The organism is Paraburkholderia fungorum, from assembly GCF_003610895.1.
GTDB classification, from domain to species: Bacteria; Pseudomonadota; Gammaproteobacteria; order Burkholderiales; family Burkholderiaceae; genus Paraburkholderia; species Paraburkholderia fungorum_B.
The window spans coordinates 15378-35786 of record NZ_MCAS01000031.1 but is presented as its reverse complement, the minus strand read 5'-3'; the positions used below and the strand labels follow the sequence as shown (position 1 = coordinate 35786).

Annotated in this window: 17 protein-coding genes and 1 tRNA gene; 12 read left to right on the top strand and 6 right to left on the bottom strand. The window is 62.9% G+C overall.

Annotated elements, in window-relative coordinates:
• The first annotated feature begins 1 nt into the window (after position 1).
• From BCY88_RS25660 to BCY88_RS40455, 3 genes are all read left to right on the top strand, one after another.
• A complete protein-coding gene (locus tag BCY88_RS25660) occupies positions 2 to 2080 on the top strand; it encodes a flagellar biosynthesis protein FlhA (RefSeq protein ID WP_120346972.1) in 2079 nt (692 codons plus the stop codon).
• 8 nt (positions 2081 to 2088) lie between these two features.
• Positions 2089 to 3417, top strand: coding sequence for a FliI/YscN family ATPase (locus BCY88_RS25655; RefSeq protein WP_120346971.1), 1329 nt, complete (start codon positions 2089 to 2091; stop codon positions 3415 to 3417).
• A gap of 257 nt (positions 3418 to 3674) precedes the next feature.
• On the top strand, positions 3675 to 3845 hold the full coding sequence (locus BCY88_RS40455; protein ID WP_259461510.1) for a hypothetical protein: 171 nt from the start codon (positions 3675 to 3677) through the stop codon (positions 3843 to 3845).
• A 76-nt stretch (positions 3846 to 3921) separates the two neighbouring features.
• Here BCY88_RS40455 and BCY88_RS25645 read toward each other — a convergent pair whose 3' ends face one another.
• Complete coding sequence (locus tag BCY88_RS25645; RefSeq protein ID WP_147408557.1) at positions 3922 to 5358, bottom strand: hypothetical protein; 1437 nt, start codon at positions 5356 to 5358, stop codon at positions 3922 to 3924.
• Between the two features lie 471 nt (positions 5359 to 5829).
• The gene (locus tag BCY88_RS25640) at positions 5830 to 6969 is read right to left on the bottom strand and encodes a DUF1521 domain-containing protein (protein ID WP_120346968.1); all 1140 of its coding nucleotides are present in this window, start codon (positions 6967 to 6969) and stop codon (positions 5830 to 5832) included.
• Between the two features lie 223 nt (positions 6970 to 7192).
• Here BCY88_RS25640 and BCY88_RS39925 point away from each other — a divergent pair, with 223 nt between their 5' ends.
• From BCY88_RS39925 to BCY88_RS25620, 5 genes are all read left to right on the top strand, one after another.
• Positions 7193 to 7342, top strand: coding sequence for a hypothetical protein (locus BCY88_RS39925; protein ID WP_183081446.1), 150 nt, complete (start codon positions 7193 to 7195; stop codon positions 7340 to 7342).
• Between the two features lie 422 nt (positions 7343 to 7764).
• Positions 7765 to 9747: an acetate--CoA ligase gene (gene acs, locus BCY88_RS25635; protein ID WP_120347021.1), complete on the top strand. Its 1983-nt coding sequence runs from the start codon at positions 7765 to 7767 to the stop codon at positions 9745 to 9747.
• A 148-nt stretch (positions 9748 to 9895) separates the two neighbouring features.
• Entirely contained in the window at positions 9896 to 10291 is a 396-nt protein-coding gene (locus BCY88_RS25630) for a DUF4212 domain-containing protein (RefSeq protein WP_120346967.1), read from the top strand.
• Positions 10292 to 10295: 4 nt separating this feature from the next.
• Positions 10296 to 12314: a sodium:solute symporter family protein gene (locus BCY88_RS25625; protein ID WP_120347020.1), complete on the top strand. Its 2019-nt coding sequence runs from the start codon at positions 10296 to 10298 to the stop codon at positions 12312 to 12314.
• A 60-nt stretch (positions 12315 to 12374) separates the two neighbouring features.
• Positions 12375 to 12465, top strand: a tRNA-Ser gene (locus BCY88_RS25620).
• A gap of 171 nt (positions 12466 to 12636) precedes the next feature.
• On the opposite strand, the gene BCY88_RS25615 is transcribed toward BCY88_RS25620, so the two are convergent.
• The 4 genes from BCY88_RS25615 to BCY88_RS25600 are packed head-to-tail and all read right to left on the bottom strand — an operon-like array spanning position 12637 to position 17292.
• Positions 12637 to 13368, bottom strand: a complete 732-nt coding sequence (locus BCY88_RS25615; RefSeq protein ID WP_120346966.1) for an ABC transporter ATP-binding protein — start codon at positions 13366 to 13368, stop codon at positions 12637 to 12639.
• Positions 13356 to 15164 (bottom strand): branched-chain amino acid ABC transporter ATP-binding protein/permease, encoded by a 1809-nt coding sequence (locus BCY88_RS25610; protein ID WP_120346965.1) that lies wholly within the window; start codon positions 15162 to 15164, stop codon positions 13356 to 13358. The genes BCY88_RS25615 and BCY88_RS25610 overlap by 13 nt, the downstream gene beginning before the upstream one ends.
• A 3-nt stretch (positions 15165 to 15167) precedes the next feature.
• Positions 15168 to 16067, bottom strand: coding sequence for a branched-chain amino acid ABC transporter permease (locus BCY88_RS25605; RefSeq protein ID WP_120346964.1), 900 nt, complete (start codon positions 16065 to 16067; stop codon positions 15168 to 15170).
• Between the two features lie 25 nt (positions 16068 to 16092).
• The gene (locus BCY88_RS25600; protein WP_120346963.1) at positions 16093 to 17292 is read right to left on the bottom strand and encodes a branched-chain amino acid ABC transporter substrate-binding protein; all 1200 of its coding nucleotides are present in this window, start codon (positions 17290 to 17292) and stop codon (positions 16093 to 16095) included.
• Positions 17293 to 17565: 273 nt separating this feature from the next.
• Here BCY88_RS25600 and BCY88_RS25595 point away from each other — a divergent pair, with 273 nt between their 5' ends.
• The 4 genes from BCY88_RS25595 (at position 17566) to BCY88_RS25580 (ending at position 20383) form a co-directional block, all read left to right on the top strand.
• Complete coding sequence (locus BCY88_RS25595; protein ID WP_120346962.1) at positions 17566 to 18810, top strand: D-amino acid dehydrogenase; 1245 nt, start codon at positions 17566 to 17568, stop codon at positions 18808 to 18810.
• Positions 18807 to 19583, top strand: a complete 777-nt coding sequence (locus tag BCY88_RS25590; protein ID WP_120346961.1) for a maleate cis-trans isomerase family protein — start codon at positions 18807 to 18809, stop codon at positions 19581 to 19583. Before BCY88_RS25595 ends, BCY88_RS25590 begins: the two co-directional genes overlap by 4 nt.
• A gap of 153 nt (positions 19584 to 19736) precedes the next feature.
• Complete coding sequence (locus BCY88_RS25585; RefSeq protein ID WP_120347019.1) at positions 19737 to 20045, top strand: hypothetical protein; 309 nt, start codon at positions 19737 to 19739, stop codon at positions 20043 to 20045.
• Between the two features lie 86 nt (positions 20046 to 20131).
• Positions 20132 to 20383, top strand: a complete 252-nt coding sequence (locus BCY88_RS25580; protein ID WP_120347018.1) for a hypothetical protein — start codon at positions 20132 to 20134, stop codon at positions 20381 to 20383.
• Positions 20384 to 20409: the final 26 nt, after the last annotated feature.

Here is a 20409-nt window from a genome sequence, read left to right as displayed (position 1 = left end):
AATGTCGAACCGTTCCATTCTCAGCCGTTACGATCTCTCGGCCTTTTTCGCGCGTCACGCCGACCTCGCCGTCGGCATCGGCATCCTGGCGGTGCTGGCGCTGCTGATCGTGCCCGTGCCGCCGTTCGTGCTCGATCTGTTTATTTGCGCGAGTTTTGCCGCCAGTCTGACGATGTTGAGCGCCACGCTGTACGTCTCGAAGGCCGCCGAACTCGCGAGTTTTCCGTCGCTGTTGCTGATCACCACGTTACTGCGCCTTGCGCTGGCGATCGCGTCGACCAAAATGATCCTGTTGCATGCGCACGCCGGCCAGATCATCACCGCATTCGGCGAACTGGTGGTGGGTGGCAACGTTGCGGTCGGACTGGTGGTATTCGTCGTGCTCGCGGCGATCCAGTTCATCGTGGTCGCGAAAGGGGCGGACCGGGTGGCTGAGGTGGCCGCGCGCTTTACGCTGGATGGCATTCCGGGCCGCCAGATGAGCATCGATGCCGACATGCGCAACGGTGTGATCACGGCGGCGCAGGCGAGCCGGATGCGCGCGGCGCTCGAACGTGAGACGTACTTCTACGGCTCGCTCGATGGCGCGATGAAATTTGTCAAGGGCGACGCGGTGGCGGGACTCGTCGTCGCGCTGGTGAATATCGTGGGCGGGCTGGCGGTCGGCATCGCGCAGCGTGGCATGCCGTTCGGCGACGCGCTGCACACCTATACGATTCTCACGGTCGGCGATGGCCTGGTGTCGCAGATTCCGTCACTGATCGTGTCGGTGGCGGCGGGTATTCTCGTGACCCGCGTAGCTGCGGCCGATAGCGCGGATACGCATCTGGGCGCGGACATCTACCGGCAACTGGCGCTGCATCCGAAAGCGCTGGCGATGGCCGGCGTCGCCTGTCTCCTGCTGGCCGCGATTCCTGGCTTTCCGCACATTCAGTTTCTGGTTGCCGGCGGACTGCTGCTTGCGCTGGCGATTACGCTGATCCGCAACGCCGCGCTCGCGACGAACTCGCAGCGCGCGCTGATGCCTGAGATGACGCGCGACGGCGGCAACTACGTGCCGCGCATCCTCGACGACGTCGAGCTGGGCACCAGCGCCACATTGCGGCTACGGCTCGGCTTGAAAGCTTTCGATGCGTTGCGGCCCGAGGCGCTGAACCGGCAGCTCGGCCAGTTGCGCCGCCGCCTGATGGTCGAGCTGGGTGTGCCGTTTCCCGGTCTCGCGTTGCTGCGCGATGCACGGCTCGCGCCGGAGCGCTATATCGTCGATATCGAGGACGTGCCGTTTGCGAGCAGCACGCTGGTTGCAGCCCACACGCTCGTGAGCGGCGCTGAAAGCCTGATTGTGTTCGAAGGAGTCGAAGGCTACCGGCCGCGCATGGCGAAATCGGTCTGGGTGCCGAGCGCAACGGCGGCGTCGATCAGCGATCCGGGAATTCAGAAGGCGAGTGTCGACGAAGCATTGTGCGATCACCTCGCCGAGATCTGCGAACGTTCGGCGGCCGATTTTCTCGGCACGCAGGAGACGCGCTTCCTGCTCGATCAACTGGCGATCGAATTTCGCGAGCTGGTCGCGCAGGCGGCGCAGGCGGCGAGCACAGTGCAGATTGCGAGCGTGCTGCGGCAACTGCTGCAGCAGCGCGTGCCAATTCGCAACCTGCGTGCGATTCTCGAAGCTGTCGTGCGCGTGCCGGCGGGTGAGCGCACGATCGACCGGATGGTGCGGGAAGCGCGCATCCAGCTTGGACGGCAAATGACGCGTGGTTATGCGGATCTTGAGACATGGACAATCTCGGCGGCCGTGCTGGATCCGGCATGGGAGGCCAGCCTCGAAGCGCAGATCAGAAGCGGCGTCGACGGCGAACCGCAGTGCGTGCTGTCCGCAGAACAACTCACCTATGTGCAGCAGATCCTTGCAGCGGACCTGTCCTGGATCCGTCTGGTTGTCACGAATGCTGTGCTGCGTCCGCATCTTGCACGTGTGTTCAGCGACTTCGGCTGGCGTGTTCCGGTGCTGGCGATCGAAGAGATTCCACTCGATGTCTACCGTGTTCAGACAGTCGCGACGCTGGGGGCGGCATGACCCGGAACATGCTGCGTTCGTCCGGAAATAACGTACCGGTGTTGACCTCTGCGCCGGCGCTGCGCGGCCGGGTGGTCGAAGCGCGCGGCGTGGTTGCGCGGGTGGTGGGGGTGTCGTTACGGATCGGCGAGAAGGTGCGGCTGGTGCGCCCGGATACGTTCGAGGCGCAATACGGCGAAGTGGTCGGCTTTGCGCACGATGGCGCGCTTGTCATGCCGCTCGCCGGTTTGACGGGCCTTTCCGACATCACCGAGGTGCAAGGCTGTGGCTCGGCGTGGGGCACGTTCGATGCAGCGAGGCTGCTTGGACGGGTGGTCGACGGGCTTGGCAATCCGCTCGACGGCGGCCCCGCGCCACAGCCGCTCGCACCGGGCGCGGCAGCGCACGTCGATGCCGGGGCGACGCTCAATCCGCTCGAACGGCCAGTGATCGCCACGCCGTTTGCTACCGGCGTGCGCGCGATCGACGGCCTGCTCACCTGCGGCGTTGGCCAGCGCACAGGCATCTTTGCGCCGGCAGGCGGAGGCAAGAGCACGATCATGGGCATGATCGCCAACGGCGCGTCGACCGATGCGGTCGTGGTGGCGCTGATCGGCGAGCGGGGCCGCGAGGTGGCCGAATTCATTCATGACCATCTTGCACACCGGCGTGCCTCGACCATCGTGATTGCTTCGACGTCCGACCGTCCCGCTGCGGAGCGGATCAAAGCGGCGGAACTCGCGGCGAAAGTCGCGGCGGACTTGCGAGCGACGGGTCGCAATGTGCTGCTGCTGTTCGACTCGCTGACGCGCTATGCGCGGGCGCTGCGCGAGCTCGGCCTGGCGGTCGGGGAGCCGCCCCTGCGCGGCGGCTTTCCACCGAGCGTGTTCGCGCAATTGCCGCGGCTGATCGAATCGGCGGGCGTAACGGGACGAGGGAGCATCACGGCCTTCTATACCGTGCTCGCCGACGAAACCGATCTGTCCGATCCGGTTGCCGAAGAGGCGCGCTCGCTGCTCGACGGGCACATCCAGCTGTCGTCGAAACTGGGCGCGTCCGGCCACTATCCCGCGATCGACATTCTGCGCAGCCGCAGCCGCCTGATGAATCGTGTTGCCGATGCCGCGCAGCGCGCCGATGCCAACCGCGTGCGCGATTGGTTGGCGCGGTATGAGGAGGTCGAGATGTTGCTGCAGATCGGCGAATACGAGCGGGGTAACGACGCCGAGACCGACCGCGCGATCGACCAGCGCCCGGCGATCCAGCGCTTTCTGTGTCAGCCGTACGACCGCTGCAGTTCGTGGGCCGAAACGCGCGCGCTGTTGCAGGTGTTGTGCGCGGATGCGTCCCCGGTGTGATGCGCAGCGCGGCGCAGGAGGCGGATCTTTGGCGGCTGCTCGCGAGGGTGCGCGGTTTGCGGGTGCGCCGCAGACTTCGTGTGCTGGCGGAGGCGCGCCGACGTGAGCGGGGGGCGGCTGCGGCGGTGGCTGAAAAGGTCGCCGTGCTGGAGCGGCACGCAACCGCGCGGCAACACGTGCTCGCGTTCTGTCGACGCGATCAGAGGGCCGGAGGGCAATGGCATGCGACTCTCCGTGCGCACGATGGACAGACGCCCATGCTGCAGCAGCAACTGAGCGACGCGCAGTACGCGCACGCGCGGGCGCGCCACGATGTGGGGGAAGCGTTGCGGGACTGGAATGTCGAGCGGATCCGGCATGACGATGCCAAAGAGCGTTGGCGGGCGGCTCTCGCACGCGGGGCGCGCGAGAGTCGTGAGCATGGTTAGCACCGCCGTGCTGAGAAAGCTGCGGCGAGCGGCGGTGGAGGGGCGCCCCTCCACCGCCGTTCACCTTCAATACTGGTTAGGAGTGGGGGTCATTCTGAATGAACCTTTGCATCGCCTGGCGCAGATCCTGCGTTTGATTTTTTCCGAAGTGGTAGTTCTCCAGATCGAACTCTGCATGGTAAGCCGGCGACACAATGCCGTTTAGGACCATGCCGAATGCTGCGGCATAGCGGTCTTTCATCGGTAGGTGGGGGTCCGCGACATCGCGTGCGAAGGTCCAGGCTTCGCGTGCTGACGCACCGGCGTGAGACAGTTCCCCGGCATCCACATGATGCACATTGTTGATGATGGTTTCCGCGGACTGGTCCGAAAGATTGATACCGAGGCGCTGCAGTAAACCGTTGACCGCGTTGACGGAGTTGGTGTACGAGCCCGGCTGATTGCCGGTTGGCGAATTCTGCGTCTCCGTGTTGAGCCGCTCCCGGTTGTTCGCATTGCTGCCGCCAGCCGCGGTATCGCCGGGGTTCCCGCCTTTGAGGCCGACATTGTCGTGGGTTTGCCAGTTGCCTTGCTGGTCGAGTTGGACAGGCTGCTGAGGCTTCGACGCGTCGGCGGGATTGTAGACTCGCCATGTGCCGTTGTCCTTGTCGTAGTTGACTGGCCAGTCCTTATCAGCTGCCTGGATGTAAGCCTGGCCTTTCTCGTCCCTGAAAACGCCGGGACTGTTCGGGTCCGCTTCCAGGTTGCCGCTTGGCTTGCCGGCGTATTGCTGGGGCACGGCGTCGAAGTTCGAGCTGCTCGCAGACGCGTGCTGCTCGCCTGGTTTCGCCGTCGAAGCTGGGGGCTGCTCGGCCGGTTTCGTCGTCGAAGCCGTGGCCGGTTCGCCTGGTTTCGCCGTCGAAGGCGCTCCGGTCGCGGGGGCCCCGGGAGCCTCGCCGGTCGGTAGGGTTTCGCGCCCGCCTTGCACAAGGTCCGTAATCTGCGGCACTTCTGGGGTGCCGTCCGGTTTTTTCTGGCCGGCGATAGCCCGAGTGATAGATTCTGCGTTCTTGAAGATGGGCAGTTGTTCCAACACATGATCGATCTTCTCGCCGAGTATCTCACCGTCATGGGTACCGTCGCCCTTCTTTATATCCACGATCTTGCCTATGGTTTGTCCCGGATGTGTGATGCCGTCTGTGAAGCCGCGCCCGAAGACATCCGCTGGCGTCTCGTGCCCTGCATTTGCGGGGTGTGGGTTCGGTGCTGGAGAGTATCCGTCATACACGTGTTCGCCGTTAGGGCCCAGATGCCAATAGGTTTTGGCATTGAGATCGGCAGGGGGCGGCCCTTTTTGAACCTGGTCGGACCCTGCGCCACCTGAGTCTAGCTGTTGCGTGTTGCCGGCAGCTGATGTGTCGTACACCGCGGGCCGTGCCTGTGGTTGGACACCTTTGGTACTTTGGCCACCGTTCTGGTCCGCTGTGACAGGGGTGACAACGTTCTGTTGACTGTTGGATGAATCGACTTGCATTTTGCGTACCTTGCTGAAGTTAGACATCGGAATCGGCTTTGCCGAACACCTCTCCAGAGAAGAGGTGCGAGTCCATTTGAACGCTTAGGCTTCGTTGCAAGGTCGTATCTATCGCTACGTATTTTTTCAGTTTGTAACCGGCGCAGACCGTATCGTAGGGTTTCCAACCTACGACCAATAAGGATGACAAATGAATGGAGGGGCGGCTTGAGCAGCACGGCGACAGTGATCGCTGGGGCGGGACCCACCGCGGCACTTGAACGTCCGCTTGACGATTTTCGCCGCGACTACGGGCGGCGGAGCAAGCAGTTCGCTTGCAAGGGCGTGCTGGCGGTTGGTCCACAGGGAAGGCGAACGGGGAAGGGGGCGCTCGGGAGAGCGGTTGGATGCCGCATTCGATCGGCGAAACGTGCGTGCGGCATCCGTTGGGGGCAATGGCTGCCGCAATTGCCCCCTCATCCTGCGGTTTGCTTACGTGTTGGCTTTCTGGATGTTGTCAGCCGTCGGTTGCTTGCCTGTGACCGGATCGATCCAGCCGCTGCCGTTGCGAGCGGCGAGGACGGTATAGCCGTCCGGTGTGGCGGCGTCGAGCGCACGGCCGTTGTTGCTCTTCTGGATGTTGAGGCCGGACTTGTTCTGCTCGCTCAGCCCGGTGACCTGGTAGGCTTGATTGCCGTGGGTGATCGTCACCTGGTCCGCAAACGAGACATTCTTGTTGTTTGCGGCCGCCTGGGTGCTGACGGTGACCTTGGTGTCGTCCGGCAGCATGAACGTCATCGGGCCGTTGAACATCGCAGTCGACGAGTTGGCAGCGTTCTCGTGCTGGGTCAGGTGCGGATCACCCCAGATCTTCGTTGTGTCGCCGGATTTCGTATTGGTCATGACCATCGACGAATCGGCCTTGTTGAAGTCGAGCGTGTAGTTGCCAAGGTTGATGCTCGCCTTGTCGTTGCACACCGCGGTGTTGGTCCACTGCGTCTGGTTGCTCTTGCCGCCGCAGTCGTTGCGCGATGGCGGCTGATTGCCCTTGCCAGCGTCCTTGTTGCCGCAGTCGTTACGCGGTGGCATCGGGTTGCTCTTGCCGGAGTCCTTGTTGCCGCAGTCGTTGCGTGGCGGCGTCGGATTGCTCTTGCCGGAGTCCTTGTTACCGCAGTCGTTACGCGGTGGCGTCGGGTTGCTCTTGCCGGAGTCCTTGTTGCCGCAGTCGTTACGTGACGGCAGCGACGGCGCACGGTTGTCCGCGCGCGAGTTGTCATTGCAGCGATTGCCGCCTGCTGTGGTGCTGTTGCCGCCCGTTGGGCCGCTGTTGCCGCCGCGACCGTCATTGTGACCAGAATTTGTCGGTTGCTGATTCGCGGACTGACCGCGATTGCTGACGCTCCCTTGCGCGATGAATGTGTTGGTTTGACCATTCGCCGTGGTGGTTTGACTGAACACAGAGAACGATGCCTTGGAGAATCCGCTCAGCATATTCGACATCTGGCTGGCCGTTCCTGCGCCGCGCGCGAGCTGTGACTGCGCGCCCCCGCCGAAGAGGGTATTTACGTTGCCCTGCAGCGATAGATAAGGATTGCTGATTTGTGGAAGGTTGAACTGAGTTGCAGCTTGCATGTCGATATTCCTGAAGTAAAAGAGACGGCCTTGGCTTTACAGCCGGAACCTCGCGGCCGACGGCATGAGGTGGGTCCCGCGTATGAATAGTAGGGGCGGAGCGGAAGCGAAAGGCCATACTTATGTATAGAACTGCAACTGCACACCGTCCGGCGAAGTGGTTTTCACATGCGACGGGGTTTCTTCGCAGGAGCACCCATCGTGATCGAATTGATGTCACGCCATGGACGGTCGTGGCGGGTTGGGGTCGCCGCGGGTAGGCAACGGCCGCTGGTGGGGGCGTGCGATGGTGCGCCTGAAGTGGCTCCGGACCACGACGCTGCGCCGCAACCTGGCGCCGGCATCGCTGCCGACGGACGTAGTTGTCGTATGAGTGCTCCTTTTGCCGGCATGGCAAAGAGCCTGCGCGATCGGAACCCGCGGATGACCGCCAATTGTGATGCGTGGACATGGAATACCCCAGGTACAACCCTGGGTGTCGATGCTGCATGACCGCGCGCCATGGCAGGTCATGGCTGGGTGAAGTTCATGACAGGGTGCGAGTGCTTCAGCTAACATGGCAAACCTGCGAACGCGAGGCAATACGGGGGTAGAGCAGCCTGTGTAAGTGACGGGTAAGTTCCTGCCGGTATCGTGCTTGTAAGCTGGCAATGGGTTGCGTAGACGAAACAACGCGCGTGCCATGTTGTTCGTGGATCAGGAGACACGCGCCGGGTCATTGCGCGCGGCATGACATGGCGCACCCAAGGTGCGCCGGCACAGGTTTTACGTTTCATCTTCACCAAGGGGTTGTCGATGTCTGCGATTGAATCGGTTCTTCACGAACGCCGTGTTTTTCCGCCCTCCGCTGAAGCAGCGGCTGGCGCTACGATTTCCGGCATGGATGCGTACCGGGCGCTGGCCGCCGAAGCGGAACGCGATTACGAGGGTTTCTGGGGGCGCCTCGCCCGCGAGACGCTCAGCTGGAACAAGCCTTTCAGCAAGGTGCTCGACGAGTCGAAGGCGCCTTTCTACACCTGGTTCGAAGACGGCCAGTTGAACGCCTCGTACAACAGCATCGACCGTCATGTCGAAGCGGGTAACGGCGAGCGCGTGGCGATCGTCTTCGAGGCCGACGACGGCACCGTCACCAACCTCACCTATAACGATCTGCTGCAACGTGTGTCGCGCTTTGCGAATGCGCTGAAAAAACGCGGCGTGAAGAAGGGCGATCGCGTCGTGATTTATATGCCGATGTCGATCGAAGGCATCGTCGCGATGCAGGCTTGCGCACGGATCGGCGCCACGCATTCGGTGGTGTTCGGCGGCTTCTCGTCGAAGTCGCTCAATGAGCGCCTCGTGGATGTGGGCGCGGTGGCGCTCGTGACCTCCGACGAACAGATGCGCGGTGGCAAAGCACTGCCGCTGAAGAACATCGCCGACGAAGCCATCGCCATGGGCGGCTGCGACGCCGTGAAGAGCGTGATCGTCTACAAGCGCACCGGCGGCAAGATCGCGTGGAACGATAGCCGCGATCTGTGGATGCACGAACTCACGCAAGCCGAATCGGATCAATGCGCGCCGGAGTGGGTCGGCGCCGAGCATCCGCTGTTCATTCTTTACACCTCGGGTTCGACGGGCAAGCCGAAGGGCGTGCAGCACAGCACCGGCGGCTATCTGCTGTGGGCCGCGCAGACCATGAAGTGGACCTTCGACTGGAAGCCCACGGATGTGTTCTGGTGTACCGCCGACATCGGCTGGATCACCGGGCACAGCTACATCACGTATGGTCCGTTGGCGCTCGGCGGCACCCAGGTCGTGTTCGAAGGCGTGCCGACCTATCCGAACGCCGGCCGCTTCTGGGACATGATCGCGAGGCACAAGGTCACGCTGTTCTATACCGCGCCCACGGCGATCCGCTCGCTCATCAAGGCCGCCGAAGCAGACGCGAAAGTGCATCCGAAGAGCTATGACCTGTCGACGCTGCGCATCATCGGCACGGTCGGCGAGCCGATCAATCCGGAAGCCTGGGTGTGGTATCACGAGAACGTCGGCGGCGGCCGTTGCCCCATCGTCGACACGTGGTGGCAAACCGAGACCGGCGGCCACATGATCACGCCGCTGCCGGGCGCGACGCCTTTGGTGCCGGGTTCGTGCACGCTGCCGCTGCCGGGCATCATGGCCGCGGTGGTCGACGAAACCGGCCAGGACGTGCCAAACGGGCAGGGCGGCATTCTGGTGGTGAAGCGTCCGTGGCCGGCGATGCTGCGCAACGTGTGGGGCGATCCGGATCGCTACAAGAAGAGCTACTTCCCGGAAGAGCTCGGCGGCAAGCTGTATCTCGCCGGCGACGGCGCGGTGCGCGACAAGGACACCGGCTACTTCACGATCATGGGGCGTATCGACGACGTGCTCAATGTATCGGGCCACCGCCTCGGCACGATGGAGATCGAGTCGGCGCTGGTGTCGAACCCGATCGTGGCCGAAGCGGCCGTGGTGGGCCGCCCTGACGATACGACCGGTGAAGCCGTGTGCGCATTCGTGGTGCTCAAACGCGCGCGTCCGGAAGGCGAAGAAGCGGTGAAGCTCGCCAACGAACTGCGCGCCTGGGTCGCCAAGGAGATTGGCCCGATCGCCAAGCCGAAGGACATCCGCTTCGGCGAGAATCTGCCGAAGACGCGTTCGGGCAAGATCATGCGCCGCCTGTTGCGTTCGCTCGCGAAGGGCGAGGCCATCACCCAGGACGTGTCGACCCTGGAGAACCCGGCGATTCTCGATCAGCTCGGCGAGTCGCTCTGAGCCTGGGTTTGCCAGGGTTTGCGGAAAGCGCGTCCCGGACGATGCGCTCTTGACCAGACCCAGGTATCGACCACTGAAGTCAGGCTGTTAAAGCCACCGCGCGGACAATCCCGATTGCCTGCCCGGTGGCTTTTTGATACATAGGCGCATGGCCGCGCCGCACCACACCTCTCACGCTACGCTCAATCCCGTGCCTGAACCCCCTGCGGTCTCGGTTGCGATGGCGCGCGCGCATCAGAAGTACTGGCGTTTCAATCTCGCCTTGATCGCGGCGTTGATGACGGTGGGCTTCGTGGTGTCGTTCGTTTTGCCGCTGGTGGCGCCGGCATTGGAGCACGTGCGCTTCATGGGCTTCAGGTTGCCGTTCTACTTCGGTGCACAAGGGGCGATTCTGATTTACGTCGCGTTGATCGTCGTTTACATCGTGCTGATGCAGCGTGCCGACCGCCGTCTGCAGCGCGCTTTCGATGCGGATGCCGATGCGGGTTCGAGCATCGGCGGCGCCGGTGCCGATGCTCGCGCGCCCATCGCGCCGGGAAGCTGAGCCGATGAAGCTCACGAACCGGCTGATTCGTTCATACGCGCTCTATACGCTCGGTTTCCTGCTTTTCATCTACGTGATGTGGCTTATCGAGCGGACCACCGGCCCGGGTGTGTGGATCGGTTATGTGTTCCTGTTCGTGCCGATCGCCGTGTATGCGGTGATTGGCTTGCTGTCGCGCACATCGGACCTCGTCGAATACTACGTGGCCGGGCGGCGCGTGCCGTCCTTCTTCAACGGCATGGCGACTGCGGCCGACTGGTTGTCCGCTGCATCGTTCATCGGCCTCGCCGGGTCGATTTATGCGACCGGATATGACGGTCTCGCGTACCTGATGGGTTGGACCGGCGGCTATTGTCTCGTCGCATTTCTGCTCGCGCCGTATGTGCGCAAGCTCGCGCGCTACACGATCCCCGACTTTCTCGGCACGCGCTTTTCGAGCAACGCGGTGCGTGGGCTTGCGGCGTTAGCGGCGATCCTGTGCTCGTTCGTTTATCTGGTCGCGCAGATTCAGGGTGTCGGACTGATAGCGACGCGTTTTATCGGCGTCGATTTCGCGATCGGCATTTTCTGCGGGCTGGCGGGAATTCTCGTGTGCTCGTTTCTGGGCGGCATGCGTGCCGTGACGTGGACCCAGGTCGCGCAATACATCATCCTGATTGCGGCGATTCTGATTCCCGTGTCGATGATCGCGCATAAGGACGGCCTCGGCTGGGTGCCGCAGTTCAACTATGGGCGCTTGATGGAGCGCGTCGAAGGACTCGAGAAGCAGGTGCGCGACGCACCGCTCGAACAGACCGTACGCGACGACTATCGGCGGCGCGCCGATCTGATGCAGATGCGGCTCGATACGCTGCCGCAATCGTTCGTTGACGAGAAGCTGCGCCTCACGCAGGAAGTCGCGGACTTGCGCCGCCACAACGGTCCGCTACGCGATATCAAGGAACGTGAGAAAGCGCTCGAACAGTTTCCACGCGACGCCGCCGCCGCGCAGATCGTCTGGACCCAACTCCGCGACGAGATGCTGATGCGCGCGGCCGCGCCGGTGCCGATGCACGAAGCATTTCCCGTGACGAGCGAAGAGGACCGGCGCACCCACGAGCGCAATTTCCTGTCACTGCTGCTGTGCCTGTCGCTGGGCACGGCGAGCCTGCCGCACATCCTGACACGCTACAACACGACGACCTCGGTGGCCTCCGCGCGACGCTCGGTCGGCTGGACGTTGTTCTTCGTCGCGCTGTTCTATCTGACGGTGCCCGTGCTGGCCGTGCTGATCAAGTATGAGATGTTGAGCAACCTGGTCGGCCATCACTTTGCCGATTTGCCGCAGTGGCTTACGCAATGGCGCAAGGTCGAGCCGAGTCTGATCAGCCTTGCCGATACGAATGGCGACGGCATCGTGCGTTGGAGTGAGATCCAGATGCAGCCGGATATGGTGGTGCTCGCCGCGCCTGAAATCGCGGGGCTGCCGTATGTGATGTCGGGGTTGATCGCGGCCGGTGCGCTGGCTGCGGCGCTTTCGACTGCGGACGGTTTGCTGCTGACGATTGCCAACGCGCTATCGCACGACGTCTACTATCACATGGTCGATCCGACGGCATCGAGCCAGCGGCGCGTGACGATCTCGAAGATATTGTTGCTCGGGGTCGCGCTTTTCGCGTCGTATGTAGCTTCGCTGAATACGGGGAATATTCTCTTTCTGGTTGGGGCGGCATTTTCGCTGGCGGCTTCGAGCCTGTTTCCGGTGCTGGTGCTGGGCGTGTTCTGGAAACGCACCACGCGGCTTGGCGCAGTCGCGGGCATGGTGGCGGGGCTCGTGGTCTGCATTTACTACATCGTCTCGACGTATCCGTTCTTCACGCAGATGACGGGCTTCGCGGGTGCGCGCTGGTTTGGGATCGAACCGATCAGCTCAGGCGTGTTCGGCGTACCGGCGGGGTTTCTGGTGGCGATCGCAGTGAGTCTGATCGACCGGAAACCGGACGCTTATACGAGGGCGCTGGTGGACTACATCCGGCATCCTTAAGCGTGTTTGCGCATGGGTGTGGCGCAGGGCGCGAAGTTTGCTATAATTCGGCTCCCCGCCGGAGAGATGGATGAGCGGTTTAAGTCGCACGCCTGGAAAGCGTGTATAGGTTAATAACCTATCCGGGGTTCGAATCCCCGTCTCTCCGCCAGAACTGAATGATAAGCCGTTGAATCTAAAAGGATTCAACGGCTTTTTGTTTTTGGGTCCGTCAGGCGCAACCTTAGTGGCGTCCATCTGTTGTTCTGGGAAACACGGAATATATCTACTCGATTACGCGCGAAGCACCTCCGGTTTGGTATGGCATCCGCTCGATCTGATATCACTTCGTCGTAACCGCACTCCCACCCAGATACGCCGCGCGAACCCGGCTATCCTGCGCCAGATCCCTGGCAGGACCGGCCAGCGCGATGCGGCCGCTTTCCAGCACGTAGGCCCGATGAGCGATACGCAGTGCCTGCCTTGCGTTCTGCTCGACGAGAAGAATCGAGGTGCCTTCGTTGCAGATGTCGGCAATCATGCCGAAGATCACCCGGACCAGTTTCGGCGCCAATCCCATGGACGGCTCGTCCAGCAGCACGACGCGAGGCCGCAGCATCAGCGCGCGTGCGATCGCGAGCATCTGCTGTTCGCCGCCGCTGAGCGTGCCCGCCAACTGACCGCGCCGCTCTCCGAGCCGCGGGAAAGTCCGATAGACCCCGGCCATCCGCTCTCCCAGCAACGCGCCGTCGGTCCGGATCAGATAACCACCGAGCCGCAGATTCTCCTCGACGCTCAGCGCGCCGAACATGCGTCGGCCTTCCGGTACGTGGCCAAGACCCAGGGCCACGATCTGGTGAGCCCGCAGTTCGGTGAGCGGCTGCCCGGCCATCACGATCTGTCCGGCGCGCGAGCGAATCAGTCCGGAAATGGCGCGTAGCGTCGTGGTCTTGCCCGCGCCGTTGCTGCCGAGCAAGGCCACGATCTCACCTTCTCCGACGTCCAGCGAGAGGCCGTGCAGAACCTCCACGTTCCCATAGCTGACATGCAGATCGCGGATCGTTAGGAGTCCCACAGCGAGGTCTCCCCGGCGGCATCGTCGGCCGCTTCGTCAATCCCGGCTGTACCGAGATAGGCATCAATTACACGAGGGTCGGCCTGGATCTCGCCGGGCGTTCCCTCGGCGATGATGACGCCATGGTCCATGACGATGATCCGGTCCGACACGCCCATTACCAGCATCATGTCGTGTTCGATCAGCAGCACCGTCACGCCAAGATCCCGAATACGCCGGATCAGCTCCATCAATGCGTGCTTCTCGGTCGGATTCATTCCCGCTGCGGGTTCGTCCAGCAGCAGAAGATAGGGGTTGCTGGCGAGCGCGCGAGCAATCTCCAGGCGGCGTTGATCGCCATAAGGCAGGTCGGCGGCGCGTTCGCCCGCCCGGGCGCCGAGGCCGACGAAGCCAAGCCAGCCGAGGCCTTCCGCTGCGTGATCGGCCTCCTCGGAGCGAGCAGAGGGCAGTGCAAGCAGTTCTGCGATCAATGGCATTCTGAGCCGATGGTCCATGCCGATCAGCACATTCTCGAAAGCCGTCATGTTGGCGAACAGGCGGATGCCCTGGAACGTGCGCGCCATCCCGCGATGGACGATGCGATGCGGTGCGCCGCCAACCAGCGATGCGCCGCGCCAGAGAACCTGACCGCCGCTCAGGCGCGTCACCCCGGTGAGACAGTTGAACACCGTGGTTTTGCCTGCGCCGTTCGGGCCGATCAGGCTGAGAATCTCGCCGCCGCGCACGGTGAAACTGACGCCGCCCACTGCACGCACCCCGCCAAAGCGGCGCTGCATGTCGCGCACATCGAGCAGGATTTCATCGGTGACGATCTGACGGCGCGCGGGCTTTGCGGCACCGGCGCCCTCGCGCGGCGGCGCGACGCGGCGCAGTGGCGCCGGCCACAGCCCTTGCGGCCGGAGCAGCATCAGAATCACCAGCCCGATCGCGAAGCCGAAGATGCGCCAAAGGTTGAGAAACCGCAGCAGCTCGGGCAGGCCGGCAACGATAACGGCGCCGAGTATCACGCCGGGAATACTGCCTCGGCCGCCCAGCACGACGATGATCAGGATCGTGACGGACTGCAGATAGGTGAAGCCGGTCGGGTCGATGGTCCCGAAGCGCGCGGCGAACAGGCTGCCGCCCAGTCCGCCGATCAATGCGCCCATGACGTAGGCCAGCAGCTTGACGCGCAGCGTCGGCACGCCGACGGCCTCGGCCGCCGCCTCGTCCTCGCGGATGCTGGTCCAGGCGCGGCCGAGCCGCGACTGACCAAGGCGGATCGCAAACACGAGCACCACCACGAGGAACGCGATACCCAGTTCGTACACCGCATGAGGCGAGCTGATTTCGTAGCCGAACAGGTTCGGGCTGTCGATACCGTAGATGCCGTTCGGCCCGCCCGTAATCCGCAGATTGGTGGCAATGATGCGCGTGATCTCGCCGAATCCCAGCGTGACGATCGCCAGATAGTCGCTGCGCAGGCGCAGCGTGGGGTAGCCGATCACGATGCCCGAAGCGCCGGCAAACGCGAGACTGAACGGCAGCGTTTCCCAGAACGAGAAGTGCAGCAGGGTTTCCAGCAGCGCCGTCGTGTACGCGCCGATGGCGAAGAAGGCGGCATAGCCCAGATCCAGCAGCCCGGCATAGCCGACTACGATATTCAGCCCCAGGCCGAGGATCGAATAGGTGGCGATAGTCAGGCCGACATCGACGATATAGCTGCTGGCGACAGCCGGCAGCGCCACGGCGGCGATCAGGAGGCCGACGCCGGCTGCAGGACGGCGCCAACGCGCTGAAGCTTGCGCCGCACGCATGGCCTACATTCTCTCGACGACGCGTTCGCCGAACAAGCCGGTCGGCTTGATGACGAGCACACCGATTAGCACACCGAAGACCAGCACATCGGTCCACTGCGACGAGACATAGCCCGCGCCGAACGCTTCGAGCAGGCCGATCAGAATGCCGCCGGCCATCGCACCCGGAATGTTGCCGATGCCGCCGAGAACAGCGGCGGTGAAAGCACGCAGACCCAGCACAAAGCCCATGAAGAAATTGATCTGCGTGTAGTAGAGCCCTTCCATCACGCCTGCGACGGCGGCCAGCACGGAACCGAGCAGGAAGGTCAACTGGATCAGCCGCTCGACATTCACGCCCATCAGACGCGCTGCGTCCTGATCGATTGCCAGCGCGCGCATGGCCGTGCCGAGGAAGGTGTGATGAACGAAGAAATACAGCGCCAGCATCAGCGCAAAGCTCGCCACGATGATGCCGATCTGCGTGAAACTGACCCGCACGCCGAGCAGATCCAGGCCTGCCTGGCTGAGCACGTGCGGATAGGTATCAAAGCCGGCGCCGTAGAGCAGCAGCACGCCGTTTTCCAGCGCGAGCGAAACACCGAGCGCGGTGATCAGAATCGACAGCCGCGGCGCGCGCAACAACGGTTGATACGCCAGCCGCTCGATGGCGAGACCAAGGGCGCCGGTCACGGCCATCGAAGCCACGAGCGCAATCAGCAGCGTCAGTGCGAGCGGCAGGTGTGCCGCGGCGAGCGCGGTCAACGCGGTCCAGCCGACGAATGCGCCGACCATGAACAGATCACCGTGAGCGAAATTGATCAGCCGGATGATCCCGTAGACCATCGTGTAGCCGAGGGCGACGAGGGCATAGAACGAGCCCGTCGTCAGCCCTTCGATGACGAACTGGAAAAAGGTGCTCATGACCGGGCCCGGTGCGCGACAGGGCCTACTTCATCGCCACCCAGTGCCCGCCCGAATCAAGACGCTGATAAGGCGCGAAATTGCCGCCGCGCACCGTGATGACGATATACACCGCGTTGCTGCGGTCACCTTTCGCATTGAAGCTGATTGTTCCGGTCACGCCCTGATAGCCCGAAATCTTGTGCAGAGCAGCACTGATCGCAGCGGGTGTCGTCGATTTTGCGTTCGCGATCGCCTTTGCAGTGACCCCGACGGCATCGTATTCATAGACGGAATAGGGGCCGGGACCTTGTCCGTAAGCCTTCGTATAGTCGTCGACGTAGCCGTGCGCGGCACTCAGGAACTGCGCCAGTGGCGCCGTGGTGATGACCATGTCGTCGGCTGCGGGGCCGGCGGTTTTCATCAGCGTGGGGTCGTTGGTGGCGTCACCGCCCATCAGCGTCATTTTCATCCCCAGTTGCCGCGCCTCTTTCACCATCAGGCCGGCCTCGGCGAAGTAGCCGGTGTAGTAGATGACGTCCGGTTTCAGCGCGGCGACATGGGTCAGTGTCGGCGAGTAATCCATCTGGCCGGGTGTGATCGCATCGTCGTAGACAACGTCGACGCCGTTCTTTTTCAGCGCTTCCACTGTGTTGTCGGCGAGGCCCTTGGAATAGGTCGTGTTGTCGTTGATGACAGCCGCGCGTTTCGCGTGCAGGAAGTTCTTGATGAAATTGGCGGCAAACGGACCCTGTTCGTCGTCACGGCCGATCGTGCGGAACACGTTCTCGTAGCCCATCTCGGTCAGTTTGGGATTGGTCGACGCGTCCATCACGTAGGGAATGCCGGCGCGATGAAAGGTTGTCAATTCCGGCAGCGCCGCGCTGGAGCAGTAACCGCCTGCTACCGCGACAACGCCTGCGTCGACGAGTTTTTGCGCTGCCTGTACAGCCGTCTGCGCGTCGCAGGCGTCGTCTTCCGGCACCAGTTCGATCTGCTTGCCGAGCACGCCGCCGGCCGCATTGATTTTGGCGGCGGCCAGTTTGGCACCGTTGACGATGTCCTGACCGGCGTTAGCGCTACTGCCCGACAACGGGACCGGCACGCCGATCTTGATGGTGGCGCCCTGGCTACGCGCCGAACCGGGGACCGTGCCGGCGAGCACGACAATCGCAGCCATGGCCGCGATTGTCGTGCGCCGCGAGACGCACGTTGCGTCGGTTGCGCCATTCTTCTGAGCAATCATGTTAGTGACTCCTTATTGTGAAAGGGATCAAAGCGATCCGCCACGCGGATAGACCGGTGACATCAGAAAACGGACGAAAACGCGCGCATTGCGTGCAATGCAGCATTCGCCAGCCCAATGGATCGGCTGACAGGCCTATCGCGCGGCGGTTACGAAAGTGTTCCTTTCATGATAGGTCTCGCCGCCGATTGGGCGGGCTAGGGTATCCGCGTATAAACCTCCTTTCGACGCGCCAGCGGCGCTATATTTAAGCGATGAGTAAGGAGGGCGCGCATGAAAAGCGTCGTGCTGGGGGGCGGAATCGCAGGTGTCACGGCGGCCTGGTACCTTGCGAAAGAGGGCCGCGAGGTCACCGTGATCGATCGCCGGCCGGGCGTCGCGCTCGAGACCAGTTTTGCCAACGCCGGCCTGGTTGCGCCGGGGCACTCCTATACATGGGCCTCGCCGCGTGCGCCGAAAATTCTGCTGAAGTCGCTTTTTGTCGATGGGCAGGCGCTGCGCCTGAAACTCAACGCGGACCCGCACATGTGGATCTGGTGCCTCCAGTTCCTGCGAAACTGCACGGCGGAACGCTCCCGCGTGAACACGACGCGCAAGGTCGCGCTCTGCCGCTACGCGCAGACGCAACTGCAGCAGCTGAGCGCCGCCGAGCATCTGCAGTACGACCGTATTAGTCACGGCCTGTTGTATCTCTATCGCGACGAAGCATCGTTTGCGCGCGGCACGCAGAACATGTCGATTCTCAAGGACAACGGCCTGCCGCTGGAAACACTCGACGCGGCGCAGGTCGTGACACGGGAACCCGCGCTTGGCGGCGCGCGCGACAGGATTGCCGGTGCAATCTATTGCCCAACCGACGAAAGCGGCGATGCGCACCTGTTCACCCGCGCGTTGAAGAAGGCGTGTGAAGGCCTTGGCGTGCAATTCGAGTTCGATACGCCGATCAGCGCAATCGAGGCGTCAGGCGACCAGATAACCGGAGTGCGTACGTCAGCGGGACTCGTGCGAGGTGACGAATTCGTGCTGGCGCTTGGTTCCTGGTCGCCGATTATTGCGCGTCGCCTGGGTTATCGGCTGCCTGTGTATCCGGTAAAGGGCTATTCGGCCACGTTCCCGGTTGGGCCGGATCACCGTCCGCCGGATCTGGGTGGTGTCGACGAGAACAACCTTGTCGCGTGGGCGCGTTTTGGCGACAGGCTGCGCTTTACCGCAACCGCGGAATTCGCCGGCTATGACACGCGCCATACCCCCGCCGATTTCACGACCATGCTGCGAGCCGCCCGCGAACTGTTTCCCGGCGGCGCCGACTATGACAGTCCGTCCTATTGGGCAGGATTGCGCCCGATGACGCCGGAGGGCACACCGTTGATTGGCCGCACGCGTCACAGGAATCTGTACCTGAACACCGGGCACGGACACATGGGATGGACCATGTCTTGCGGCACCGCGAAACTGCTGGCGGACATCATGGCCGGGCGGCAACCCGAGATCGACATGACAGGGATGACACTGAAATGAGCACGAATGCACTGCACGACGCGGTCTATGCAAAACTGGATTTCGCGCTGGACGACGGCATCTGCCGGCGTGCCGCGGTGGGTCTCGTGGTGCTCGCCACCGATCATACGATCGAACATGAATGGCGCAGGCTGTTGACGCAGGACGGCGTGGCGTTCTACGAAAGCCGCGTGTACAACTCGGCGGACATCACGCCCGAACGGCTGAGGGAAATGGAATCCCGCATTGCGGCGGCAGTGGCGCTGATCCGACCAGGCGAGCGGATCGATGTCGTGGCGTTTGGCTGCACGTCGGCATCCATGGTGATCGGCGAGGAAAACGTGTTCGCGCGCATTCACGAAGCGCGTCCAGGTGTCGCGTGCACCACGCCGATCACCGCCGCGCTCGCTGCGTTGCGTGCGCTGGGTACGCAGCGCGTCGCACTGTTGACGCCCTATGTGCGTGCGATCAACGACACCATGCGCGACTATATCGAGGCGCGCGGTGTCGGCGTCACGCGCATGGCCTCGTTCGAGCATGCGAACGACAACGAAGTGGCGCGGATTGACGCGACCTCCCTGCGGGCCGGCGTCGAGCATCTTGCACAAAGCCCCGACGTGGACGCTGTTTTCGTGTCTTGCACGAGTTTGCGCATTGCCGGGCTCATTCCGGAGTTCGAGGCAAGGACCGGCAAACCCGTGATATCGAGCAACTTCGCGATGGCGTGGCATGCGTTGCGCCTCGCGGGTGTAGAGGATTGCGAACCGCATCTGGGGCGCTTGTTCGCGCTGTGATTGACGAACATCGCGTGCACCGAAAAATGCTCGATGTGTGGCGCGTCGCCGGCGTCGTCTTCGCGGACGATCCCGTCCCGCGCAGGGGCCGAAGGCCGCAAAAGAAGCGGGGCATAATATGAAGATTCCTTTGTCGGGGTGATGGAGGTAGATATGGCTGCGTTTGCTATTGACGGCGTACGCATTAACGCTGCAACTGATCGTGTCACGCATGTGCGCTGGGCGCCCATCGACCTGAGGACGCACGATTGCCTGTCGCCAGCCGCAATCGTCGAGGTGGCCGAGGTGGTCAAAGCGATCCGCGCGGGAGACGTAGGCTGGTCCCTCTTTACCCTCGGTGGGGTGAGATTCCTGGGGCCGAAAATAAAGATCGTTCCGCACACCAATGGCCCCGACGGAATCGACACGGAGGAGCCCGATGGCAGCGTTGAAAAGTCCATCGACGATCTTCCACACGTTTGACGAAGCAACCGGCGGGGTCGCGCGCATCCGGTTTTCATGCCGCGGCACTTGAACAAGATTCCTTCGAATTGCGATTGGAGACTGCCATGTGGGACAAGATCGAGCACAACGGGTATGAGGTCTGGGTTCTTCCGATCCTGGCATACGGTCCGCCGGCGCCTGACACCTTGTGGCATTACTCGGCGTACATCTGTCGGCATGGCGCGCATGCCCACATTGCTGGGCAGAGCATTCGCTTCGAGGAACTGGTTGCCCCGTTTCCCAGTGAAGAAGCGGCCCGTGAAGCCGGGTATGTTGAAGGCAAGCGGCGCGTTGATGAGATTTCCGAAGGCGGGTGAGATGCCACCGGTAATTGACTGTCACT

Coding starts and splice junctions, on each gene's coding strand:
- BCY88_RS25660 (WP_120346972.1), top strand. CDS start 2: ATGTCGAACCGTTCCATTCTCAGCCGTTACGATCTCTCGGCCTTTTTC.
- BCY88_RS25580 (WP_120347018.1), top strand. CDS start 20,132: ATGTGGGACAAGATCGAGCACAACGGGTATGAGGTCTGGGTTCTTCCG.
- BCY88_RS25610 (WP_120346965.1), bottom strand. CDS start 15,164: ATGCGTGCGGCGCAAGCTTCAGCGCGTTGGCGCCGTCCTGCAGCCGGC.
- acs (WP_120347021.1), top strand. CDS start 7,765: ATGTCTGCGATTGAATCGGTTCTTCACGAACGCCGTGTTTTTCCGCCC.
- BCY88_RS25595 (WP_120346962.1), top strand. CDS start 17,566: ATGAAAAGCGTCGTGCTGGGGGGCGGAATCGCAGGTGTCACGGCGGCC.
- BCY88_RS25630 (WP_120346967.1), top strand. CDS start 9,896: ATGGCCGCGCCGCACCACACCTCTCACGCTACGCTCAATCCCGTGCCT.
- BCY88_RS25585 (WP_120347019.1), top strand. CDS start 19,737: ATGGCTGCGTTTGCTATTGACGGCGTACGCATTAACGCTGCAACTGAT.
- BCY88_RS25625 (WP_120347020.1), top strand. CDS start 10,296: ATGAAGCTCACGAACCGGCTGATTCGTTCATACGCGCTCTATACGCTC.
- BCY88_RS40455 (WP_259461510.1), top strand. CDS start 3,675: ATGCTGCAGCAGCAACTGAGCGACGCGCAGTACGCGCACGCGCGGGCG.
- BCY88_RS25600 (WP_120346963.1), bottom strand. CDS start 17,292: ATGATTGCTCAGAAGAATGGCGCAACCGACGCAACGTGCGTCTCGCGG.
- BCY88_RS25640 (WP_120346968.1), bottom strand. CDS start 6,969: ATGCAAGCTGCAACTCAGTTCAACCTTCCACAAATCAGCAATCCTTAT.
- BCY88_RS39925 (WP_183081446.1), top strand. CDS start 7,193: ATGGACGGTCGTGGCGGGTTGGGGTCGCCGCGGGTAGGCAACGGCCGC.
- BCY88_RS25605 (WP_120346964.1), bottom strand. CDS start 16,067: ATGAGCACCTTTTTCCAGTTCGTCATCGAAGGGCTGACGACGGGCTCG.
- BCY88_RS25645 (WP_147408557.1), bottom strand. CDS start 5,358: ATGCAAGTCGATTCATCCAACAGTCAACAGAACGTTGTCACCCCTGTC.
- BCY88_RS25590 (WP_120346961.1), top strand. CDS start 18,807: ATGAGCACGAATGCACTGCACGACGCGGTCTATGCAAAACTGGATTTC.
- BCY88_RS25655 (WP_120346971.1), top strand. CDS start 2,089: ATGCTGCGTTCGTCCGGAAATAACGTACCGGTGTTGACCTCTGCGCCG.